The 19,677-nt window shown below is 39.8% G+C and carries 22 protein-coding genes; 16 read left to right on the forward strand and 6 right to left on the reverse strand.

Annotation, left to right across the window (positions count from 1 at the left end):
* Positions 1 to 24: 24 nt before the first annotated feature.
* On the reverse strand, positions 25 to 1,650 hold the full coding sequence (locus QZ574_RS16290) for a hypothetical protein (RefSeq protein ID WP_297091471.1): 1,626 nt from the start codon (positions 1,648 to 1,650) through the stop codon (positions 25 to 27).
* Positions 1,651 to 1,668: 18 nt separating this feature from the next.
* On the reverse strand, positions 1,669 to 2,376 hold the full coding sequence (locus QZ574_RS16295) for a hypothetical protein (protein WP_297091473.1): 708 nt from the start codon (positions 2,374 to 2,376) through the stop codon (positions 1,669 to 1,671).
* 138 nt (positions 2,377 to 2,514) lie between these two features.
* On the opposite strand from QZ574_RS16295, the gene uvrB reads away from it, so the two are divergent.
* The 3 genes from uvrB to smpB all read left to right on the forward strand — a co-directional run bounded on the left by uvrB (position 2,515) and on the right by smpB (position 5,721).
* On the forward strand, positions 2,515 to 4,545 hold the full coding sequence (uvrB, locus tag QZ574_RS16300) for an excinuclease ABC subunit UvrB (protein ID WP_297091474.1): 2,031 nt from the start codon (positions 2,515 to 2,517) through the stop codon (positions 4,543 to 4,545).
* A 117-nt stretch (positions 4,546 to 4,662) separates the two neighbouring features.
* Positions 4,663 to 5,229, forward strand: coding sequence for a YIP1 family protein (locus QZ574_RS16305; RefSeq protein ID WP_297091476.1), 567 nt, complete (start codon positions 4,663 to 4,665; stop codon positions 5,227 to 5,229).
* Between the two features lie 30 nt (positions 5,230 to 5,259).
* Positions 5,260 to 5,721, forward strand: a complete 462-nt coding sequence (gene smpB / locus QZ574_RS16310) for an SsrA-binding protein SmpB (RefSeq protein ID WP_297091478.1) — start codon at positions 5,260 to 5,262, stop codon at positions 5,719 to 5,721.
* 74 nt (positions 5,722 to 5,795) lie between these two features.
* Here the strand turns inward: smpB and QZ574_RS16315 are convergent, their stop codons facing one another.
* Complete coding sequence (locus tag QZ574_RS16315; RefSeq protein ID WP_297091480.1) at positions 5,796 to 6,518, reverse strand: 3'-5' exonuclease; 723 nt, start codon at positions 6,516 to 6,518, stop codon at positions 5,796 to 5,798.
* Complete coding sequence (gene udk, locus QZ574_RS16320) at positions 6,518 to 7,132, reverse strand: uridine kinase (protein WP_297091482.1); 615 nt, start codon at positions 7,130 to 7,132, stop codon at positions 6,518 to 6,520. Before udk ends, QZ574_RS16315 begins: the two co-directional genes overlap by 1 nt.
* Before the next feature lie 106 nt (positions 7,133 to 7,238).
* Here udk and QZ574_RS16325 point away from each other — a divergent pair, with 106 nt between their 5' ends.
* The 8 genes from QZ574_RS16325 (at position 7,239) to QZ574_RS16360 (ending at position 12,792) form a co-directional block, all read left to right on the forward strand.
* The gene (locus tag QZ574_RS16325; protein WP_297091484.1) at positions 7,239 to 7,538 is read left to right on the forward strand and encodes a Dabb family protein; all 300 of its coding nucleotides are present in this window, start codon (positions 7,239 to 7,241) and stop codon (positions 7,536 to 7,538) included.
* Between the two features lie 32 nt (positions 7,539 to 7,570).
* Positions 7,571 to 8,554 carry a type I phosphomannose isomerase catalytic subunit gene (locus QZ574_RS16330; RefSeq protein ID WP_297091486.1) on the forward strand — a complete coding sequence of 328 codons (984 nt, stop codon included), beginning with the start codon at positions 7,571 to 7,573 and terminating at the stop codon, positions 8,552 to 8,554.
* 46 nt (positions 8,555 to 8,600) lie between these two features.
* On the forward strand, positions 8,601 to 9,197 hold the full coding sequence (gene yihA / locus QZ574_RS16335) for a ribosome biogenesis GTP-binding protein YihA/YsxC (RefSeq protein ID WP_297091488.1): 597 nt from the start codon (positions 8,601 to 8,603) through the stop codon (positions 9,195 to 9,197).
* A 213-nt stretch (positions 9,198 to 9,410) separates the two neighbouring features.
* Complete coding sequence (locus tag QZ574_RS16340) at positions 9,411 to 10,352, forward strand: ribose-phosphate pyrophosphokinase (protein ID WP_297091490.1); 942 nt, start codon at positions 9,411 to 9,413, stop codon at positions 10,350 to 10,352.
* 117 nt (positions 10,353 to 10,469) lie between these two features.
* Entirely contained in the window at positions 10,470 to 11,090 is a 621-nt protein-coding gene (locus QZ574_RS16345) for a 50S ribosomal protein L25/general stress protein Ctc (protein WP_297091492.1), read from the forward strand.
* 70 nt (positions 11,091 to 11,160) lie between these two features.
* Complete coding sequence (gene pth, locus QZ574_RS16350; RefSeq protein WP_297091494.1) at positions 11,161 to 11,724, forward strand: aminoacyl-tRNA hydrolase; 564 nt, start codon at positions 11,161 to 11,163, stop codon at positions 11,722 to 11,724.
* A complete protein-coding gene (locus tag QZ574_RS16355; protein ID WP_297091496.1) occupies positions 11,725 to 12,102 on the forward strand; it encodes an RNA-binding S4 domain-containing protein in 378 nt (125 codons plus the stop codon).
* Positions 12,103 to 12,252: 150 nt separating this feature from the next.
* Positions 12,253 to 12,792, forward strand: coding sequence for a DUF4924 family protein (locus QZ574_RS16360; protein WP_297091498.1), 540 nt, complete (start codon positions 12,253 to 12,255; stop codon positions 12,790 to 12,792).
* Here the strand turns inward: QZ574_RS16360 and QZ574_RS16365 are convergent.
* Positions 12,789 to 13,145, reverse strand: coding sequence for a DCC1-like thiol-disulfide oxidoreductase family protein (locus QZ574_RS16365; protein WP_297091500.1), 357 nt, complete (start codon positions 13,143 to 13,145; stop codon positions 12,789 to 12,791). The genes QZ574_RS16360 and QZ574_RS16365 overlap by 4 nt on opposite strands.
* A 65-nt stretch (positions 13,146 to 13,210) precedes the next feature.
* Positions 13,211 to 14,266, reverse strand: coding sequence for an N-acetylmuramoyl-L-alanine amidase (locus QZ574_RS16370; protein WP_297091502.1), 1,056 nt, complete (start codon positions 14,264 to 14,266; stop codon positions 13,211 to 13,213).
* A gap of 177 nt (positions 14,267 to 14,443) precedes the next feature.
* Between QZ574_RS16370 and QZ574_RS16375 the strand changes: the two genes are divergently transcribed.
* The 5 genes from QZ574_RS16375 to QZ574_RS16395 form a co-directional block, all read left to right on the forward strand.
* Positions 14,444 to 15,103 carry a 5'-nucleotidase C-terminal domain-containing protein gene (locus QZ574_RS16375; RefSeq protein ID WP_297091504.1) on the forward strand — a complete coding sequence of 220 codons (660 nt, stop codon included), beginning with the start codon at positions 14,444 to 14,446 and terminating at the stop codon, positions 15,101 to 15,103.
* The gene (locus QZ574_RS16380; RefSeq protein WP_297091508.1) at positions 15,063 to 16,004 is read left to right on the forward strand and encodes a metallophosphatase; all 942 of its coding nucleotides are present in this window, start codon (positions 15,063 to 15,065) and stop codon (positions 16,002 to 16,004) included. Before QZ574_RS16375 ends, QZ574_RS16380 begins: the two co-directional genes overlap by 41 nt.
* A 12-nt stretch (positions 16,005 to 16,016) precedes the next feature.
* Positions 16,017 to 17,606, forward strand: coding sequence for an apolipoprotein N-acyltransferase (gene lnt / locus QZ574_RS16385; RefSeq protein WP_297091510.1), 1,590 nt, complete (start codon positions 16,017 to 16,019; stop codon positions 17,604 to 17,606).
* Between the two features lie 815 nt (positions 17,607 to 18,421).
* A complete protein-coding gene (locus QZ574_RS16390; protein WP_297091512.1) occupies positions 18,422 to 18,577 on the forward strand; it encodes a hypothetical protein in 156 nt (51 codons plus the stop codon).
* Between the two features lie 169 nt (positions 18,578 to 18,746).
* The coding region (locus tag QZ574_RS16395; protein WP_297091514.1) for a hypothetical protein at positions 18,747 to 19,677 on the forward strand (931 nt) is incomplete at its 3' end.

Genomic DNA, 19,677 nt, shown 5'->3' on the forward strand with positions numbered 1-19,677 from the left:
CCTTTTGCCAATTGGAATAAACGGTTACCAGCCCATATCGTGGCAAACGCTTTGGTCAAACTCATGTTCAATGATAAAGCGTGTTCGGCCATCGTCCATTATTTCGGTAGCAACATTGGCATTGGTTTTATTAATATAGTTGCCGTTGGCATCAAACTCGGTCGAAAAATCAGATGTTTCCCATTCGTCTTCCCATAAAAAACGCAATTCATACGCTTCTCCTGGTTTTCCCAGTACATCAACAATGCCTCCTTCCATATCGATTCCCTGCCAGTTATCATCGCTGTTCTTAATGCGCACCTGACCGCTGTAGGTAGGAGCAATGGCAATGGTTGGGTTGTCAGGGCAAAGTGCTTTTAATACAATCTGATATTCTTCGTAGCCTTCAGCAGCATCAACATCTACTTCGTAGGTTCCGCTACATAAATCATTAATGCTTAAATTGCCAATAGGGGCAAAGCCCGGATTATTGTTTCTGAATATCAGTGTAGCTGCACCTTCAGGGACATTTTCCAATACAAAAGTTTCCGGAAATTTCCCTTTAAAATTAACCGTTTTAACCAGCAGGTTATTCGAGTCGTAAATATCAGCGTCAATCGAGAAACTTGACTGTACATTCGATGCGAATTTAATACTGGCGCCTGTTGTGCACAATGTTTTAAGCGATGCCTGGGCAGCCAAATAACTAAAATCAGTGCTGGTGTAGTAATTGCTGGTGCCTGTAAATTCCCAACTATCAGAGAAATTGGCCAGGCCAAATAGATCAGGTTCTGGCGTATTAATATAAGTACATTTTACAGTAATCCCTCCATCGTTAAAATTGGTAACCAGGCGGCCCATAACCGAAAGCGAACCAAAGTCGCCAGATTCCAGTTTGTGAAAAATTAACGATTTTTTCTGACCGTCAACACTTACCATGTCAATATCCGGATTGTAATCGGTTTTTTTATTATCGATGGTTAGCTGAATAAAGTATTCTTTATTGCTGCTGGCGTAAGCAGCGTTTAATTCATCAATACTGCTGAATAGCGGATTGCCATAATGGTCGGAAAATTGAATGAGATCTGATTTTGTAATACTGAATTCAACTTTGCAGGGGTTTTCAACAATGCTTGCCGATTTTTGCAGTAAGGCAGTAAAGGTAAACGAATCGTCATCCTCTGTTCCGGTAAGGGTGTCTCCATCTCCTGAGTCTTTAACCAGCAGCAGCTCGTAAGTTTTTTTGCCCTCTGAGAATATTTCTATCCCTTTCGAAAAAGCTTGGTAGCCATCAATTTCAACATGTACGGCGTAGGTAAATGGTTCAGTATTGGATATGGGAACATTTGGGTCAATGGTTAATTCGAGTTGTCCCTGTGGTGTTGTGTAATTGTTATTTTTTTCGCCGGCAAAGTTTACAATATCATCCGAGTTATCTCCTGTAAACCAGATTTTTGCCGATTTTGTAATCAGCGAATTGTTATCAGAATCTACCAGCCTGAAATCCATGCGCGTGGTAAAAAAATTGAAATCAACAATCAGCAAGTTAATGTCTTCGCCCGAATCTTTATCAATGGTTGGGTTGTCAAGCATTTCTCCACAGCCCAAAATGGCAAGCGAAAGAAAAAATAATGCCCAAGATTTATAAAAATAGTTTCCTCTTTTTTTCATGATGTGGTGCTTTCGATGTTAAAATAGTTTTACAGCAACCCCAATTTTAACAACCGGGTAAATTTTATATGCATCAAACTGGTATTCCAGGTATTCTGCCTGTCCAAATGCAGGATCGGCAGTAGGAGCTAAAAGTCCTGTAGCTTCAATCTCAATATCTGGTGGCCCCAGATAATAAAGTCCTGTTTCAAAGTTAAAAACAATTCCTTCGCGTTTCCCAATGAAAGCACGAAAACCTGCGCTTCCGTATGGCGAAATTTCCAGACCTGGCTGGGCTGTAATGGTAAAATCACCAATATCTTCCTTGTGAATAACAATATCGCCATATTCGTAATCGCTGGCAGCGTAGCCTTTAACTACCGGGTTAAATGAGCTAAAAACAGCTCCGGCTGAGATGTACAGATTTTTGGTGTAAGAATAATCAAACAAGGCAAGTATCCCACCGGTTTCAAAATCCATTTCCGCATCGTAGTTGATGTCGTTTTCGTTAAAATTAAATTTGTGCGATAACGACAGGGTTTCGTAGGCAGCCCGTACAGCGAATTTTTTGTTGAACGCATAACGCAGGTTTCCGCCATATCCGTTGGTAGATCCTTGCGCTCCCAGGTAAAGTCCCTGCTGACCCGGCGCCTTGTAATTCGATGAATTTAATTCATCCTGTGCAAATGTTAAGCTGGTAATAGCCCAACAACACACAATTAGGGATAGGTGTTTTATCCAATTCATAATTAGTCGCTTATGAAGTAATTTGCGTCCCTTCAAATCACTGATTTTTAATGGTTACAAGCAAAAATAGAAAAAATAGTATAGGCCGGTCCTAATTTTAGGATTAAATTTGGTGTCAATAATACTTATAAAAGTCTAATGGATTTTAACGTTGTAGCAGATTATAAACCAACCGGCGATCAGCCCGAGGCCATAAAACAACTAACAGAAGGAGTGGTAACTGGTGAACGTTTTCAAACGTTGTTAGGTGTAACAGGGTCTGGAAAAACCTTTACTGTAGCCAATGTAATTGAACAGGTTCAACGACCTACCCTGGTGTTAAGTCATAACAAAACCCTGGCAGCACAGCTTTACAGCGAAATGAAACAATTCTTTCCGAATAATGCAGTTGAGTATTTTGTATCGTACTACGATTATTATCAGCCCGAAGCCTATCTGCCTACCACCGATACTTACATCGAGAAGGATTTGTCCATCAACCAGGATATTGAAAAACTCCGTTTAAGTGCCACATCTGCACTGTTGTCCGGAAGGCGCGATGTTATTGTTGTCTCCTCCGTGTCGTGTTTGTACGGCATTGGTAATCCGGAAGATTTTCATGCCAATGTTACTACCGTTAAGGTTGGAGAGAATGTTCCGCGAAATACCTTACTGTATAAATTTGTTGAAGCCTTGTATAGCCGGAGTGAGGTGGAATTTAACCGGGGACAATTCAGGGTTAAAGGAGATACAGTGGATATTTTTCCGGCGTATGCCGATGTGGCCTATCGCATAACTTTTTGGGGCGACGAGGTGGAGGAACTGTCGAGTTTTGATCCGGAAGATGGACTAACCATTGAAACACTGGATGAGGTGGTTATTTATCCGGCTAATATTTTTGTAACTACCAAGGACCGAATGAAATCGGCTATTCACACCATTCAGGATGATTTGGTAAAGCAGGTGGAGTTTTTCCGCGAAATTGGTAAGCCTTTGGAAGCCAAACGAATATTAGAACGTACCGAATACGACATGGAAATGATGCGTGAGTTGGGCTACTGTCCCGGAATTGAAAACTACTCGCGCTACTTTGATGGACGCTCGCCCGGTACCCGGCCGTTCTGTTTGCTCGATTATTTTCCGGATGATTTTTTGGTTGTGATAGACGAAAGCCACGTAACCATTCCGCAAATTCGTGCCATGTACGGTGGCGACAATTCGCGAAAGGTTAACCTTGTTGAATTTGGTTTTCGTTTGCCTGCCGCTATTGATAATCGACCGCTAAAGTTCGAGGAGTTCGAGAACCTGGTGAACCAGGTAATTTACGTAAGTGCCACCCCTGCCGATTACGAACTTGTAAAATCAGAAGGGGTAGTAGTGGAGCAAATTATCAGACCTACCGGATTACTCGATCCAATTATTGATGTACGTCCAAGCGCCAATCAAATCGACGATTTAATGCATGAAGTTCATCTCCGGATTGAGAAAAACGAGCGCGTGCTGGTAACAACTCTTACCAAAAGAATGGCTGAAGAACTATCGAAATACCTCGTAAACATGGGGGTAAAAACAAGGTACATACATTCTGATGTTGATACGATGGAACGTATAGAAATAATGGAGCAACTGCGCCAGGGCGAGTTTGACGTTTTAGTGGGGATTAACCTGTTACGTGAAGGATTGGACTTGCCCGAAGTATCGCTGGTAGCAATTTTAGATGCCGACAAGGAAGGTTTTTTACGCTCTGAAAGGTCGCTGACACAAACGGCAGGGCGTGCGGCCCGTAACCTCAACGGAATGGTAATTATGTATGCCGATAAAATTACCAATTCGATGCAAAAAACTATTGATTCGACCAATTACCGCCGCGAAAAACAGCTGAAATACAACGAAGAAAATAATATTGTCCCGAAAGCCATTGTTAAACCTACCCGCGAAATTATTGGTTACCAATACCGAAGTGATAAAACACCGGAGTATGAGGGAGGTATGGGCCAACCCGATATTGCTGCCGACCCGGTGGTGCAATACATGAGTATTGATGGACTGGAAAAAGCTGTAGAAAAAACCAAAAAGCAAATGCAGGCAGCGGCAAAAGACCTCGATTTTATTGAAGCAGCTCGCCTGCGCGACGAAATGTTTGCTTTGCAGGCACTGATTCAGGAACGTAAACAAAACCCGAAGAAGTAAAATTTTGTAAGGTAGATAGCACTACTGCAAGGCCTTGGCATTGCACTGAAGATAGTTAGCCGAATGAAATGGATGGGTTTTTGAAAAAAGTGTATTTTTGCCGCAAAATTGAATTGAATGGAATTTTCATTTTCAAAATTAATTGCCGAGGTAAAACTCGTTCTTGTCAACCCCAAAAACTTCTGGCAAGAGCAAAAAACTGTTGCAACAAACCAGTCGCTATGGCTTAGCTATTTGTTGCCGCTGGCACTGGCTGGAGCGTTGGCGGTTTTTATTGGCGAGTTTTTTAAACGAACCGACTTTTTTATTCAGTTTCCATTACTTAAAGCTGTGCGCGAAATAGCGCTTTTTGTGCTGCAGTATTTCGTAAGTGTTTTTTTTACAAAAGAATTAATGAAAACATTTGGTGCTGAAAAAAATATTGATTTGGCCCGAAAACTGGTTGTTTATTCCATGACCCCAATGCTGCTTGTCTCTCTGATTACAGGCTTGTTTCCGTTTCTATATGTGGTTGATATAGTTGGTATTTACAGCTTCTACCTTTTTTGGGTGGGAGCAAAAGAATTGCTTACCTTTCCTGATCATAAAGAAAACAGTTATGTATTGCTGACCATTGTGGTTAACTTTTTTATATTCAGTTTTTTAAGTATACTTTTGTCCAAAATGTTAAATGCCATTTTTTAAAAAAAGTGGGAAACAGAAAATTTAAGAACCATGTCGCATAAACCACAGCAAAATATTAGCATAAAAAACCGAAAAGCATCGTTTAATTACGAGCTTGTTGAACGTTTTGTGGCCGGTATAAAATTGGTGGGTACCGAAATAAAATCTATTCGAAACGGAAAAGTGAACCTGACCGATTCGTATTGTACATTAATTAATGGCGAAATGTATGTAATCAATCTTCATATTTCAGAATACGAGATGGGCACCTGCAACAACCATATTGCCAAACGCGACCGCAAATTATTGCTCAATAAAAAAGAGATTCAGAAACTGGATAAAAAAATTAAGGAATCGGGATTTACTATTGTGCCTACCAAATTGTTTGTTAACGACCGGGGTCTGGCCAAACTGGAGATTGCACTGGCTCGTGGTAAAAAAACCTACGATAAACGAGAAACCCTAAAAAGCAAGGATGCCAAACGCGATATGGATCGGATGATGAAATTTTGAGAATCGTTTAACAACAAAAGGCAGTGCATAAAATTACGTTAAATTCAGTCCCACACTCATTCAGTCCTTCAAGCCTAAACGCTCTCTAAATTTTCGAAAGGAATAATTTTATCGCCTTTGTATTTTAGCAGCAGATTGGCAACAGCCATTGTATCTTTTTCGCAATATTTCACAATGCGGTCAATGTCGTTTTCTTCCCAGTAAACTTTTGCCACCTGGCTACCATCTATATCATCTTTTGGTGTGGGGATATTAAATAACTCGCACAGCAACGATAAGGAAGTGTAATGTTTATAATCGCCAAATTTCCAGAGTTGTAGCGTGTCGATAAGTACATCCTTCACCTCCCAGGGTTTGGCGCCGGCAATGTCTAGTACTTTGGGCAGGTTCAGATTGTTTACCAACGCTCTTCGCGAAATATAAGGGAAATCGAATTCCTGGCCGTTGTGGGCACAAAGCCTGCGTTTTCCTGCTCGGGAAAAGCCATCAAGGGCATTAAAAAAATTCTGGATCAATTTTTTTTCGTCATCATCATAAAAAGATTTAACACGAAAAAATGGTTCTCCCATTTTCTGCACGACATAGCCGGCCGAGATGCAAACGATTTTCCCAAATTCGGCATAAATTCCGGCGCGTTCGTATAACTCCTGTGCGTGTTGCCCGCTATCAATCTGAAATTGCATTTTACGTTCCCACAGTTGTTGCCATTTTTCGGTTAGCTCGGTGTATTCCGGCGCCAAAGGAACTGTTTCAATGTCGAGAAAAAGTATGTCTTCGATATTTAAATTTTGAAGCATTAGCTGTGGTTTAAAGTTTGTAAAATGTGGTTGGTTAAAATTTGTATGGCAATTTTGTTTTTTCCACCCTGGGGGACAATAATATCGGCAAAACGTTTGGTTGGCTCAATAAACTGAATATGACTGGGCCGCACCGTTTCTTTGTAGCGTTTTAAAACCTGGTCTACATTTCGTCCGCGTTCCTGAATGTCTCGTTGAATAACCCGTGCAAGCCTTACATCCGAGTCGCAATCTACAAATACCTTAATATCCATCAGGTCGCGTAACGTTTTATTAGTTAAACACAAAATTCCTTCAATAATTAAAACTTTTTTGGGTTCAACGGTATTTGTTTCGGTCTGGCGGGTGCAGGATATAAATGAATATACGGGCTCTTCAATTGCTAATCCTTTTTTCAATTGCTTAACATGATCAATCATCAGGTTAAATTCAATGGCATCGGGGTGGTCGAAGTTTTTTTGCCTGCGTTCTTCCAACGATAATTCGCTGTTGTCGAAATAATACGAGTCATGAGATAGTATGGCGACTTCATTATCGAAGAATCTTTCACTGATTTTTTTTACCACCGTGGTTTTTCCTGAGCCTGTGCCACCTGCAATGCCAATTACCAGCATATTGTTTGAATTTAAATGTTAAATGATAAATGAAGATTAAAATTAAACGCTAAGAAAACACTATTTTCGCAGCCATAAAAGTACAAGTTACAAAAAATAGACAGCAATGATTAATCACGTCGTTCTTTTTAAATTGAAGGATTACCCCAGTACTGAAAAAACGGAAATAATTGCCGAGTTAAAATCAATGTTACTGCGTTTAAAAGATACCATTAAAGAACTTAAGCACATTGAGGTGGGTGAGAATTATGAGCTGGATTCCAAAAGTTTCGATCTGGCATTGTTGTCGCATTTTGATAGTGTAGAAGATTTGGATGCATACCGCGTACACCCTGAACATTTAAAAGTAGTAAAGCGTATTGGCGAAACTACTGATGCACGTGCAGCCGTAGATTTTCAATTTTAATTCTTTTTTCTATTTCAGTAAACATTTAAGTTATGAGTAACCTATATCCAATAAAATTTAAGCCCATTTTTCACGAAAAAATCTGGGGTGGAAACCGTATGAAAACAATCCTTAACAAAGATTTTGGAGCATTGCCAAACTGTGGCGAAAGCTGGGAACTTTCGGGGGTTGAAGGAAATATTTCGGTAGTTAGCAACGGCTTTCTTGCCGGCAACGATTTAAACGACCTTATTGAGATTTACATGGGCGATTTGGTTGGCGATAAGGTGTACGAAAAATTTGGTGTTGAATTTCCATTGCTTATTAAATTTATTGATGCCCAGGACGACTTGTCGATACAAGTGCACCCCAATGATAAACTTTCGAAAGAGCGGCACAATGCCTATGGAAAAACAGAGATGTGGTATGTTGCAGGTGCCGAAAATGGTGCATTAATAAACTCCGGGTTTAACCAGAAAGTTGATCGGGAGAAATACCTTGAATTTTTGAAAGGCGGTAAATTAACCGATTTGTTGCATTACGATGAAGCAGAAGTTGGCGATGTATTTTTTATACCTGCCGGCCGCGTGCATGCCATTGGTAAAGGTTGTTTGGTAGCCGAAATTCAGCAAACATCAGATGTAACCTATCGTATTTTCGATTATAACCGAAAAGATGATAAGGGAAATGAACGTGAATTACATACCGAACTGGCGTTAGACGCTATCGATTTTTCGTATGCAAGCCAGTATAAAACCGCTTACAATACCATTGAAAACCAAGCCGTGGAAATTGTTAGCTGTCCCTATTTTACTACTAACATTATCGAATTTAGTAAGGAACAGGATAAAGATTACAATCAACTTGATTCGTTTGTAATTTATATGACTTTGGAAGGTGAATTTGAAATTGTAACCGAAGGCGGCACCGAGGATGTAGCGATGGGAGAAACTGTTTTATTACCTGCCAGCCTGGAGTCGGTTCAGTTAAAACCAAAATCCGAATCGGTTAAAATTCTTGAGGTTTACATCAGGTAAAAAGATTATTTCTTACCTTAAGAAATCAATTTAAAACTTGTCTTTTATGGAGATAAAAGAAGCTCAGTTTGTGATGAGCAATACTGAAGTTGATAAATGTCCGGCACCCAATAAACCGGAGTATGCTTTCATTGGTCGCTCTAATGTGGGCAAATCATCTTTAATAAATATGCTCACCAACAAAAAATCGTTGGCCAAAATATCAGGCAAACCCGGAAAAACGCGTTTAATTAACCATTTTCTGATAAATAAAGAGTGGTACCTGGTTGACTTGCCCGGCTATGGTTATGCCCAGGTGCCAAAAAATGAACGGTTGAAGTGGGAGCGCATGCTTAAAAACTACATTCTTAAACGAGAGAATCTGTATTGCCTCTTTGTGCTTATCGATTCGCGTCATGAGGCACAAAAAGCCGATCTCGATTTTATGGAATGGCTGGGAATCAGCGAAATCCCTTTCAATATTATTTTTACAAAAACGGATAAACTAAAACCTACAGAGTTAGAATCAAACTTAAAAGCCTACGAGCAGAAAATGTTTGAAACCTGGGAAACAATGCCTGGATATTTTATATCGTCATCGGCAAAAGAAACAGGAAAAGAAGATATTCTGAATTTTATAGAAAGTGTGAACAGGGGAGAGTAGAATTTTAGCCTTGAATAAAGTAAATAAAACAACAAATTGTTAAGATACCTGTAAAGTTGTTAACTTTGCAGCATATCTAATACATTCAATACATCCACTATGCTGAACTGCAAAGCTTTGTCATTGTTTTTTCGCTTTAATGCTCTTGCATGTGTGTGTCTTGTCTACTCCCAAACAACAGGTCAAAAAGAACACAATTCAAAAAAAAAATAAATGGAGATGAAAAATCACCCACTTAAAATTTTTACCGGACGAGCAACCCGATACCTAACTGAAAAAATCTGCGATAGCCTGGATGTGGATTTGGGACATTCGTCGTGCCCGGTTTTTGCCGATGGCGAATTTGAGCCCTGCTACGAAGAAACCATTCGTGGTTCACATGTTTTTATCGTTCAGTCAACCCCTCCCACGGCAGATAATCTTATGGAACTGTTGTTGATGGTTGACGCAGCAAAACGTGCGAGTGCATATAAGGTTATCGCCGTGATTCCTTATTTTGGTTATGCCCGACAAGATCGTAAGGATAAACCAAGGGTTTCAATTGGGGCCAAGCTGGTTGCCGACCTTCTTTCGGTAGCAGGAATCGACAGGCTGATAACCATGGATCTGCATGCCGACCAGATTCAGGGGTTTTTCAATATGCCGGTTGACCATTTATATGCTTCAACACTATTCGTTCCATTTATCGAGAAAATGGGGCTTGACAATGTGGTGATTGCCTCGCCGGACGTGGGTGGAACGAAAAGGGCCAATACCTACGCAAAAATGCTAAATACCGGTATTGTAATTTGTCACAAAACACGAGCACGACCGAATGAAGTTGGAAATATGACTGTGATTGGTGATGTTGAAAATAAAGATGTAATAATTGTTGACGATATGATTGATACCGCCGGCACAATTACCAAAGCTGCTAACCTCATGAAAAAAGAAGGAGCCCGTAGCGTAAGAGCCTTTGCAGCGCATAGTGTACTTTCAGGGCCGGCATTGGAGCGAATTGAAAAATCGGAGCTGGAAGAAGTATATTTTACCGACTCAATAAAACCCAAAACCGGCTGCGATAAAATAAAATACATTTCAACAGCAGAAGCTTTTGGCGAAGCTATACGTAGAGTATATAAAAATCAGTCAATAAGTTCGTTATATTACAAATAATTTATATTTTTGCACCGCTTTTTCCATAAGCAGAGGCATTAATAATGTGCATGCTGTTTGCCCGACCCACAGGAAGGGAGGACTGAGTACCATAATTATTAACGTAAATTATTAAAAATGAAATCAGTAGTAGTAAAAGGAGAGTTAAGATCATCTCTCGGAAAAAAAGATTCAAAAAAACTTCGTCAGGAAGAAAAAGCTCCTGCAGTATTATACGGTGGTGAGCAACCAATTCACTTTGCCGTTCCTTTTTCTGAACTTCGACAATTAGTTTATACGCCAAATGTTTACCTTATCGATCTTGATATTGATGGTACAGTATACAAAGCAATTATGCAGGATATACAGTGGCATCCGGTAGACGAACTTGTACTGCATGTTGACTTTTTGGCTATCAGCGATGATAAAGCAATTAAAGTTGATGTTCCGGTTAAAATTGAAGGCTACGCAAAAGGTTTACGAAAAGGTGGTAAATTAAATACCAACCTACGACGTTTGCGTGTAAAAGCACTGGCAAGCAACTTGCCTGATGCTATTAAAGTGGATGTTTCGAATCTGGATATTGCACAAGGTATTAAAGTTGGCGATTTAAATATTGACGGTGTTGAGTTGCTTGATGCCAAATCGAACGTTGTAGTTAGTGTAGCTATTACAAGGGCTGCAAAATCTGCCGCTGGTGTTGCAACAGATGAAGAAGATGAAGGAGGAGAAGAAGCTCCGGAATCAGCTGAAGAATAAATTCTGTGAAATACGCTTCATGTCAAATGGAGCGAATTTTATACGATATCAGAATTAAAAACCGAATCGTATGAAGTACTTAATTGCCGGACTCGGTAATATTGGTCCGGAATACAAAAATACTCGCCATAATATTGGCTTTCAAATATTGGACGCACTCGCAGAGGCGTCCAATATTAGTTTTAACGATAAGCGTTATGGATTTGTGGCCGAATATAAGTTTAAAGGCCGTACGTTTATTTTGTTGAAACCAACAACCTACATGAACCTGAGTGGCAGGGCTGTAAATTACTGGTTACAGAAAGAGAAAATCGACATGAAAAATATGTTGGTTTTGGTAGATGATTTGGCCTTGCCATTCGGAACCCTAAGGGTGCGTGCAAAAGGAGGTGCCGGCGGACATAACGGACTCGAAAATATCAACCAGGTACTGGGACGTAACGATTATGCCCGCCTGCGCTTTGGCATTGGCGACGACTTTTACAAAGGCCAGCAGGTAAATTATGTGCTTGGTGAATGGAGTAAAGAGGAACTAAAAGAGTTGCCTTTTAAAATTGACGATTCAATAGAAATTATAAAAAGCTTTGGTACAATCGGTGTCGACCGAACCATGAACTTTCATAACAAAAAATAAATGGCACAGGGGGTCCGAATAGATAAGTGGTTGTGGGCAGTGCGCATTTTTAAAACACGGAGCCAGGCTACTGAAGCGTGCAAAAAAGGGCATGTTACAATCGGAGAATCAATTGTAAAAGCCTCACGCGAAGTTCAGATTGGCGAGATTATTAAAGTTCGGAAATCGCCCATTACAAAAAGCTTTAAAGTGCTGGCGCTGTCTGGTAAAAGAATGGGAGCCAAACTGGTTGCCGATTTTATGGAAGATGTAACGCCACCGGAGGAAACCGAAATACTTGAAATGCAAAAACACATGCGTTGGAGTGTTCGGGAAAAAGGCACTGGCCGTCCAACCAAAAAAGATCGGCGCGATTTAGACGACTTTTTTGAGTGGTGAGATTGAAGTTTGAAGGATTGAAGGACGGAAGCTGTGAAAAGGAATTTGTTGTGGGATGCTGGATTCTTGGTACTGGATTTTTGAATACTACTGCTGCTTTGCTTAACTTTCTACTTTTACCTTACGCGATAGAAAAATAAAACAATAGTTATGTTGATAGCAAAACAAAAACGAAAAGAGAATATTGCCGAATACATCCTGTATTTGTACCAAATTGAAGACATGATCAGGGCTTTTAAAATGGATATGGAATTAATTGAAGAGCGATTAGTTTCCAGCTACAAAGCTGATGATAAAACAAAGGCGGCCATTACCGACTGGTATGCCAATCTGGTGCTTATGATGGATAAAGAGCAGATCCGGGAAAATGGTCATCTTCAGTTTCTTAGCAACCTGGTTGCTGATGTGAACGATTTTCATTTGAAACTGATGGAGACTTCAAAAGATGGAATGTACGTTCAAACATTCAAAACTGTTTCGGGGCTGATAACTGAGTTAAAAGAAAAAAATCCGGAAGCTAAAAATGATGTTGACCTTGGAATTACTGCAGTTTATGGTTTTCTGCTGCTAAAAATGCAACAAAAAGAAATTTCGGTTGACACACTGGAAGCCATAAAGCGAATTAGTAAATGGTTGGGCGACTTGTCGAAACTATATCGTGACTTTGAAAACGGTGATTTCGATTTCTAAAAACTACGGCAACTGGTTCTTTTTCCAAACCATTTGTAACGTTTGTCAGCTATTTGCCTATACACGGCATTGCGCCACGTTTTAGGAATAATTCTAAATACAGTCAGCCATTTCCATGGGGCTTTTAGCTGTTTGCAAATTTCTAAAAATGCATCGGATGCTGTAAAAACCGAGTGGTTTTTAATCAGAACTACAGAATCTAAGGTTTTTGGTAAATCGTAACTGTCGAGTAATTCTTGTCCCTCCTTCGATTGTAGGGTGATGAGTGTAAAGTTATCTCCTTGCGCTTTTTCCAGTATAAAATCAACCGCCGAATTGCAAAGCTTGCAAACGCCATCAAATAATATCGTCATTTGTTCTTGTTTCACACAAGCATAACAAACGGTTGGAGTTTAAGTTGAGCGGGGGAAAGTGAGTGTTATTTATTTGTTCTGAAATCGCTTATTAATCCCAGAGCCAGCCAGTTGGCTACAGCCTGACGGTTATCGGGAATAACCAGGCGTTTTACATCGCGTTGGTGGTTCATGTTGCCCAATTCGATAAAAATAGCTGTTGGCCAGGTATTGCGCACAACATATAAATTTCTTGATGATACTGTGCCTGTGTATCCCCGGTTGGGTTGATGTTCGCGGTATTTTTTCTCAATGGTATCACGAAGTATTTCTGAAGCTTTTTTCCCTGTTTTACTCCGTTTGTCATGGTAAAAAAAGATGTCGATATTTTCTTTTTTGCTTCGCGAGTCAATATGCACGGCAATCATCCGTTGAAAGGAACCTTTGTGTTTTTTGTAGAGCTGATTGACAGCATCAGTGCGTTGACGAAGCCTTTTTACGTGGTTTAACGGAATGGTACTATTCGGATAACAAACCTCGTCTTTATCGGCTTTCAAACTAACAGCATCACGTATGCCATCGTTCTTATCGCGGGTAATAAGGTAAACAGTGGCACCTTCTTCAATAAGTCTGCGGGCCAATCGCAAGGTAACGTCGTATGCATATTCGTCTTCGTAAACGTAGTAACCATTGTATTTCCCAACAGCACCGGGGTCGGGGCCACCATGGCCCCCAACGAGGTAATATACGGCTCCTTTAAGGTCGTTACTTTTAATCTCAACATCGGCATAATTACTGCCAAAAATATCGTAATGAACAGTTTTTCCGGTGGCCTTTGTTTCTGTTGGGCTTCCACCGCCGGTCTGCGATGCTTCAGCTGAATCGGGAAGTTTATATTTTACGCCTGCAAGTAAAGTGTTGTTTTTGCCGAGGTTGGCCTTGTTTAACGCAATAAAATCATCCATGTATGCTGCCGACGACAATCCGTAGCGCGTTAGTAGCCGATAAATTCCATCGCCTTTTAAAGCAACTACTTCTTTTGTTTGGGCACTATTAATTAAGGGAAATGCAATAATTACGAAAAAACATATAAAAAAATATTTGACAACTAATTTTATATGTAAGTTTGACACGAACATCATCGATTCTGTTTTGTTTCAATTGAACAACTATAATGCTAAAATAGAATTAACGATAAAAACAATAATTTATTTATGCGACAAACTATCAGCTATCTGTTGTTAATAACTTGCACTTTATTCATCATTTCATGTAAAACGCCGATTGTTCAAAAAAGTTATGAAATAAGCAATATTTCGGTGTCAGAGGAAATTGGCGGCATTGATAGCACTATTGTAAAGCTTTACGCACCGTACAAAAAAATTCTCGAAAAAGACATGAATCGTGTTATAGCCACCTCGGAAACAGAATTAAGAAAAGGCAAACCGGAAAGTTTACTAACCAATTTTCTGGGAGATGTTTTGCTGGAGCAGGGGGCTAAAGTGGCTAAAAATGAACAATTAGAGGTTGAGCCCTCTGTTTCGTTTTTTAATTACGGAGGAATTCGATCGGGTTTGCCTGCCGGAGAAATTACCGTTGGTAATATTTTTGAACTTATGCCTTTTGAGAATCAAATGGTTTTTTTACTACTCGAAGGCGAACAAATGCACAAATTTCTGCATTATATAGCTAAAGGTGGTGGTGGTAGTGTTAGTGGAGTGCAAATGAAAATTGCAAACGAACAGGCTACCAACGTTAAAATAGGAGGAGAGAAATTGGACTATAATAAAAGCTATTGGCTGGTAACCAACGACTATGTTGCAGCAGGTGGCGACGGACTAGAATCGCTGCAACAGAACCTTGGTTTTATTAACAGCGAAGTAAAAATTCGGGATGTAATTATTGACTATTTGGAAGAACATACAGCGGCCAATAAAAATGTTACACCGAAACTGGATGGGAGAATCAGTTATGAATAGAAGACGGTTTATTAAAAATATAGCGGCAGGAACCGCAGGTATTAGCCTTGGTGCAGTACCTTACGATCTTTTTGCCCACGACGATTTTACCAGCATCTCTATTTTGCACACCAACGATATTCATTGCCACATTGAACCATTTACCGGAACCAGTGAGCGTTACCAGAATAAAGGAGGACTGGCCCGAATTGCCCGCTTAGCTTCCATTCAAAAGCAAAAAAATCCGAATACCTTGCTGCTCGATGCCGGAGATATGTTTCAGGGTACCCCGTATTTTAATTACTTTAAAGGAGAGCTAATGCTTAAAGTAATGAGCCAGGCAGGTTACGATGCAGGAACAATTGGTAATCACGAATTTGATAATGGCCTTGAAGGGATTAAAGATCCGCTGCCAAATGCCGGATTTCCGATAATTAGTTCGAATTACGATTTTTCGGATACTATTTTGAAAGGCAGTTTCCCGCGCTACAAAATTTTCAGAAAGTCAGGAATAAAGATTGGCCTTTATGGTATTGGTATTGAACTTAATAATCTCGTTGGAAAGAAAAACTACGGAGAAACCGTATACAACAATCCCTTAGAAGTGGCCCGGGAAATGGAATCTTTTCTGAAAAACGATAAAAAATGTGATTTGGTTATTTGCCTTTCGCACCTGGGCTTACGTTATCGCGATAATAAAGTAAGTGATATGGATTTGGCCGCAAACACCTCGTTTACCGATTTAATTATCGGCGGACATACCCACACCTATTTGGAAAAACCGCTGGAAGAAAAGAATAAGCTTGGAAATCCCGTTATAATTAACCAGGCCTGGTGGGGGGGGCTCGTTGTTGGAAAAATTGATTTTGTTTTCGAAAAATCCAAAAACAATAAAAAGGCAGTTTACGCTGATTTGCTTTAAATACCAGCGGCTATGAAACGGTTTCACCGGTGTATACTTTCTGTAAGCAGTGGCGTGCTTCTTAGTTTGCCCTGGCTGGGTTTCCCCGGATGGATGCTTTTTTTTGCTTTTGTTCCCCTGCTTTATCTCGAGAATTACTTTGTCAAATTTAAAGCAGGTTTTCCCCCGGTTTCATTTTGGGGGCACGTTTTTTTGTCGGCAGTAATCTGGAATGTGCTGGCTTCGTGGTGGATGACAAAGGTTTCGCTAGCAGGTGTTGGTGCTGCGATGGTATTTAATGCTTTTTTAATGGCTAGTGTGTGGTGGTTGGCTCACACTATTCATCGAAAATTTTCTGCTTCGCTTGGCTACATCGCACTAATTTCTTTATGGATAGCTTTTGAATATCTGCAATTTAACTGGGATGTTGAATGGCCCTGCTTACAGCTTGGCAGTATTTTGGCTACCAACATACAATTAATTCAGTGGTACGAGTTTACAGGAACTTTTGGGGGTACTTTGTGGATTTTATTATTAAATATATTCCTCTTCAAATTCGTAACAAATTACAGGCTTAAAAGCAGTTCTGCAAGAAAATACATTACGTTAGCAGTGTTCCTGATATTTTTAGGAGTTCCTGCTCTGCTGTCGGTTTTTATGTATCACAACTATTACGAGGAAATAGACCCCGTTAGTGTTTGCATTGTTCAACCCAATGTGGATCCGTATACCGAAAAGTTTGATTGGGAAGCCGAGCAGGTTAAACTTAATCAGTTTATTCGTTTGGCCGCAGAGCAAACCAACGGGGCAACCGACTTTATTCTCGCACCGGAAACAATTTTCGAACATCAAACATTGTGGAATATTGATGAGTTTAGATCAAATTCGTTTTTGCTGCGCCTGCAGTTATTTTTAAAGCAGTATGATAAAGCAGAAATGGTATTTGGCATTTCTTCGTATAAAGTTTATAAGGAACCAAAGGAGTACACGACAACAGCACGTACCGCAAATGGCCTGGTGTACGACAGGTTTAATACAGCACTACAGTTGAACAAAGCCGGAGAGACGCAAATCTACCACAAATCAAAACTGGTGGCCGGTGTTGAAAAAGTGCCCTACCAGAATCTATTTTCGGGTTTAAAAAATAGTTTTATTGATATTGGAGGAACAGCTGGAACATTGGGGCGACAAAACGAAGCTAAAAACTTTATATCAAAGTCAGGAATTTGGGTAGCTCCTGTAATTTGTTTTGAATCGGTTTTTGGCGCTTATGTTGCCAGCTATGTGCAAAAAGGAGCGCAGGTAATTTTTGTTATTACTAACGATGGCTGGTGGAAAAACTCGCGTGGTTATAAACAACATTTATTGTTTTCGCAGTTACGTGCTGTTGAAACCCGGCGCAGTATTGCGCGCGCAGCCAATACCGGTACATCTTGTTTTATATCGCAGCGCGGCGAGGTGTTGCAAGCAACTAATTGGTGGGAAGAAGCAGTGATTTCGGGCCAGATAAATAAAAATGAAAAACTGACTTTTTATACACTACATGGTGATTTTGTAGCACGTTTGGCAGTTTTTTGTAGCGTGTTAATAATGTTGTTAATGTTTGTAAGGAAGTTCAGGTAAGGACAAAAAAAATCCGCACTAATCCATTGTGTAAAACCCCTGTATAACAGGATTTGAGCGCCCGGCTGATCAAACTTCCATCGGTCCGAAGACTCATTCCGATAAACGGAACTACAAGGCCTGCTTTAGCAACCATAAAGAGCTTACTCGGTTTAATTTTTTCTGTTGAGTTTACCAATTTATAGATCAATGCGGAAAATATTTTTTCTCTCTCAATGAACTCGTTTTGTACAATTCAAATGTAGGTGTAAGCTTTGGTATTTGCAAATTTTAGGCGGCTTTTCTACACCACTTTAAGTTAATGTATTGTTGTTTAGAGTATTAAATATTCACTGATTTTTGATTTAATCAATGAAAAACAGATATTGTTTTACCGGTCATTCTTTTATGATATATAAACAGGTCGTAAATATAGGAAGTAAGCCATGTTGCCTAACTTTCGTGCACGTTTCAACAAATTATCAGTTTAGTTATTTTTTAATGTCAAAATGGAAGTTTAAGGTTTATGTGCAATAAGATGGTTTTTAGAAAATGATGTGCCTTTTATAAAAATAACGGACTACAATAGCCAATTTATGATAGCAAATGGATGGTTAAATACAGCTACTGTAGTCGGATTGAGGGAAAATTGCTGACAGAATTTAAGGATTTTCTTATGACAAATAGGAAGCTTGGACTGGGATTGTTTTACAAATTGAGCTTAAATTCGTTCATCATATTAAAAATAGCTGATGTTAGAACTTAATCAAAACCGCTGGACTTTCTTTCACCTTCTTTGCAGATGTCCATTAGATAAATCAACAACAGATTGTCCTTTGAATAAAAGAAGAAAAGAGACTGTTCTTGATAACTATTTTTTCGCAACCAAAGAAGCTTCTGAGAATGAAATAGACCAGGTGCTGGAATACCATTGCGGGTGTTTTAACGAACGAAGAAACGAGCGCCTGTTTAAGAAGAAACATAGCGTATAATTAAAAATTTAATTTTATTACATCTGCAAACCAGCTGTGTAATAATGGTTTTTGCATGTTTTTTTGCAAGTTATAATCATTTACGCCCCATTTAGAGCTTTATTTACCGCCCTTTCAGAACACTGTAATTCTATAAGTTTGTCATCAAAGCAATAAAATTAAATCAACAATGATGAAAAACTTAACTCGATTTTTATTACTATTCATTATTCTTTATACCTCATGCACTTCAGTGAATGAAAAACCGGACTGTTCGGATAACTTCCAGGATATTTCAGATGAGATAATTGATTTTTACGGAATTACTAATCGCGATTCGCTAAGTGCTGCATCAAAACGCGCTTTACAATGGCCCATGCGAGATAACAGTTGGTTTATCGAGTATGAAGTGTTTGATTTAAAAGGAGATTTTGCCTATGAAGAAGGCGTGGTGCGTCGCGACCCCAGTTCGTTGATTAAATACGATGGAAAATATTTTTGCTGGTACTCGCGCAGTACCGGTAAAGTTGATGGTTTTGCCGGCGATATTGAAAATGAAAAAGTTTTTCCGTGGGACCGATGCGACATTTGGTATGCCACTTCGGAAGATGGAATTACCTGGGACGAACAAGGCCCGGCAGTTACCCGTGGTGAAAAAGGCGCTTACGACGACCGTTCTGTTTTTACGGTTGAAATAATGGAATGGGAGGGCAAGTATTACTTGTGCTACCAAACCGTAAAATCGCCCTATAATGTTCGCGTTAAAAACCAGGTTGGCCTGGCATGGGCTGACTCGCCATACGGCCCGTGGACAAAATCGGATGAACCGATTTTAAGCCCGGCAGATAACGGTATTTGGGAGGGGGAAGAAGATAACCGCCATAAAGTGATTAAGAAAGGTGATTTTGATAGTCACAAAGTTCACGACCCTTGTATTTTACCCTACAATGGCAAATTTTATTTGTACTACAAAGGCGAACAAATGGGGGAAGAAATTACCTGGGGAGGACGTCAGATTCGCCAGGGGGTTGCCATTGCCGATAATCCAAAAGGACCGTATAAAAAATCGCCTTATAACCCCATTAGCAATAGCGGACACGAAATTTGCGTGTGGAATTACA

This window comes from uncultured Draconibacterium sp. (assembly GCF_913063105.1).
Taxonomy (GTDB): domain Bacteria; phylum Bacteroidota; class Bacteroidia; order Bacteroidales; family Prolixibacteraceae; genus Draconibacterium.

Bases quoted from the DNA above. Each gene is read 5' to 3' on its own strand.
- QZ574_RS16290 (WP_297091471.1), bottom strand. From the start codon at position 1,650: ATGAAAAAAAGAGGAAACTATTTTTATAAATCTTGGGCATTATTTTTT.
- QZ574_RS16295 (WP_297091473.1), bottom strand. From the start codon at position 2,376: ATGAATTGGATAAAACACCTATCCCTAATTGTGTGTTGTTGGGCTATT.
- uvrB (WP_297091474.1), top strand. From the start codon at position 2,515: ATGGATTTTAACGTTGTAGCAGATTATAAACCAACCGGCGATCAGCCC.
- QZ574_RS16305 (WP_297091476.1), top strand. From the start codon at position 4,663: ATGGAATTTTCATTTTCAAAATTAATTGCCGAGGTAAAACTCGTTCTT.
- smpB (WP_297091478.1), top strand. From the start codon at position 5,260: ATGTCGCATAAACCACAGCAAAATATTAGCATAAAAAACCGAAAAGCA.
- QZ574_RS16315 (WP_297091480.1), bottom strand. From the start codon at position 6,518: ATGCTTCAAAATTTAAATATCGAAGACATACTTTTTCTCGACATTGAA.
- udk (WP_297091482.1), bottom strand. From the start codon at position 7,132: ATGCTGGTAATTGGCATTGCAGGTGGCACAGGCTCAGGAAAAACCACG.
- QZ574_RS16325 (WP_297091484.1), top strand. From the start codon at position 7,239: ATGATTAATCACGTCGTTCTTTTTAAATTGAAGGATTACCCCAGTACT.
- QZ574_RS16330 (WP_297091486.1), top strand. From the start codon at position 7,571: ATGAGTAACCTATATCCAATAAAATTTAAGCCCATTTTTCACGAAAAA.
- yihA (WP_297091488.1), top strand. From the start codon at position 8,601: ATGGAGATAAAAGAAGCTCAGTTTGTGATGAGCAATACTGAAGTTGAT.
- QZ574_RS16340 (WP_297091490.1), top strand. From the start codon at position 9,411: ATGGAGATGAAAAATCACCCACTTAAAATTTTTACCGGACGAGCAACC.
- QZ574_RS16345 (WP_297091492.1), top strand. From the start codon at position 10,470: ATGAAATCAGTAGTAGTAAAAGGAGAGTTAAGATCATCTCTCGGAAAA.
- pth (WP_297091494.1), top strand. From the start codon at position 11,161: ATGAAGTACTTAATTGCCGGACTCGGTAATATTGGTCCGGAATACAAA.
- QZ574_RS16355 (WP_297091496.1), top strand. From the start codon at position 11,725: ATGGCACAGGGGGTCCGAATAGATAAGTGGTTGTGGGCAGTGCGCATT.
- QZ574_RS16360 (WP_297091498.1), top strand. From the start codon at position 12,253: ATGTTGATAGCAAAACAAAAACGAAAAGAGAATATTGCCGAATACATC.
- QZ574_RS16365 (WP_297091500.1), bottom strand. From the start codon at position 13,145: ATGACGATATTATTTGATGGCGTTTGCAAGCTTTGCAATTCGGCGGTT.
- QZ574_RS16370 (WP_297091502.1), bottom strand. From the start codon at position 14,266: ATGATGTTCGTGTCAAACTTACATATAAAATTAGTTGTCAAATATTTT.
- QZ574_RS16380 (WP_297091508.1), top strand. From the start codon at position 15,063: ATGTTACACCGAAACTGGATGGGAGAATCAGTTATGAATAGAAGACGG.
- lnt (WP_297091510.1), top strand. From the start codon at position 16,017: ATGAAACGGTTTCACCGGTGTATACTTTCTGTAAGCAGTGGCGTGCTT.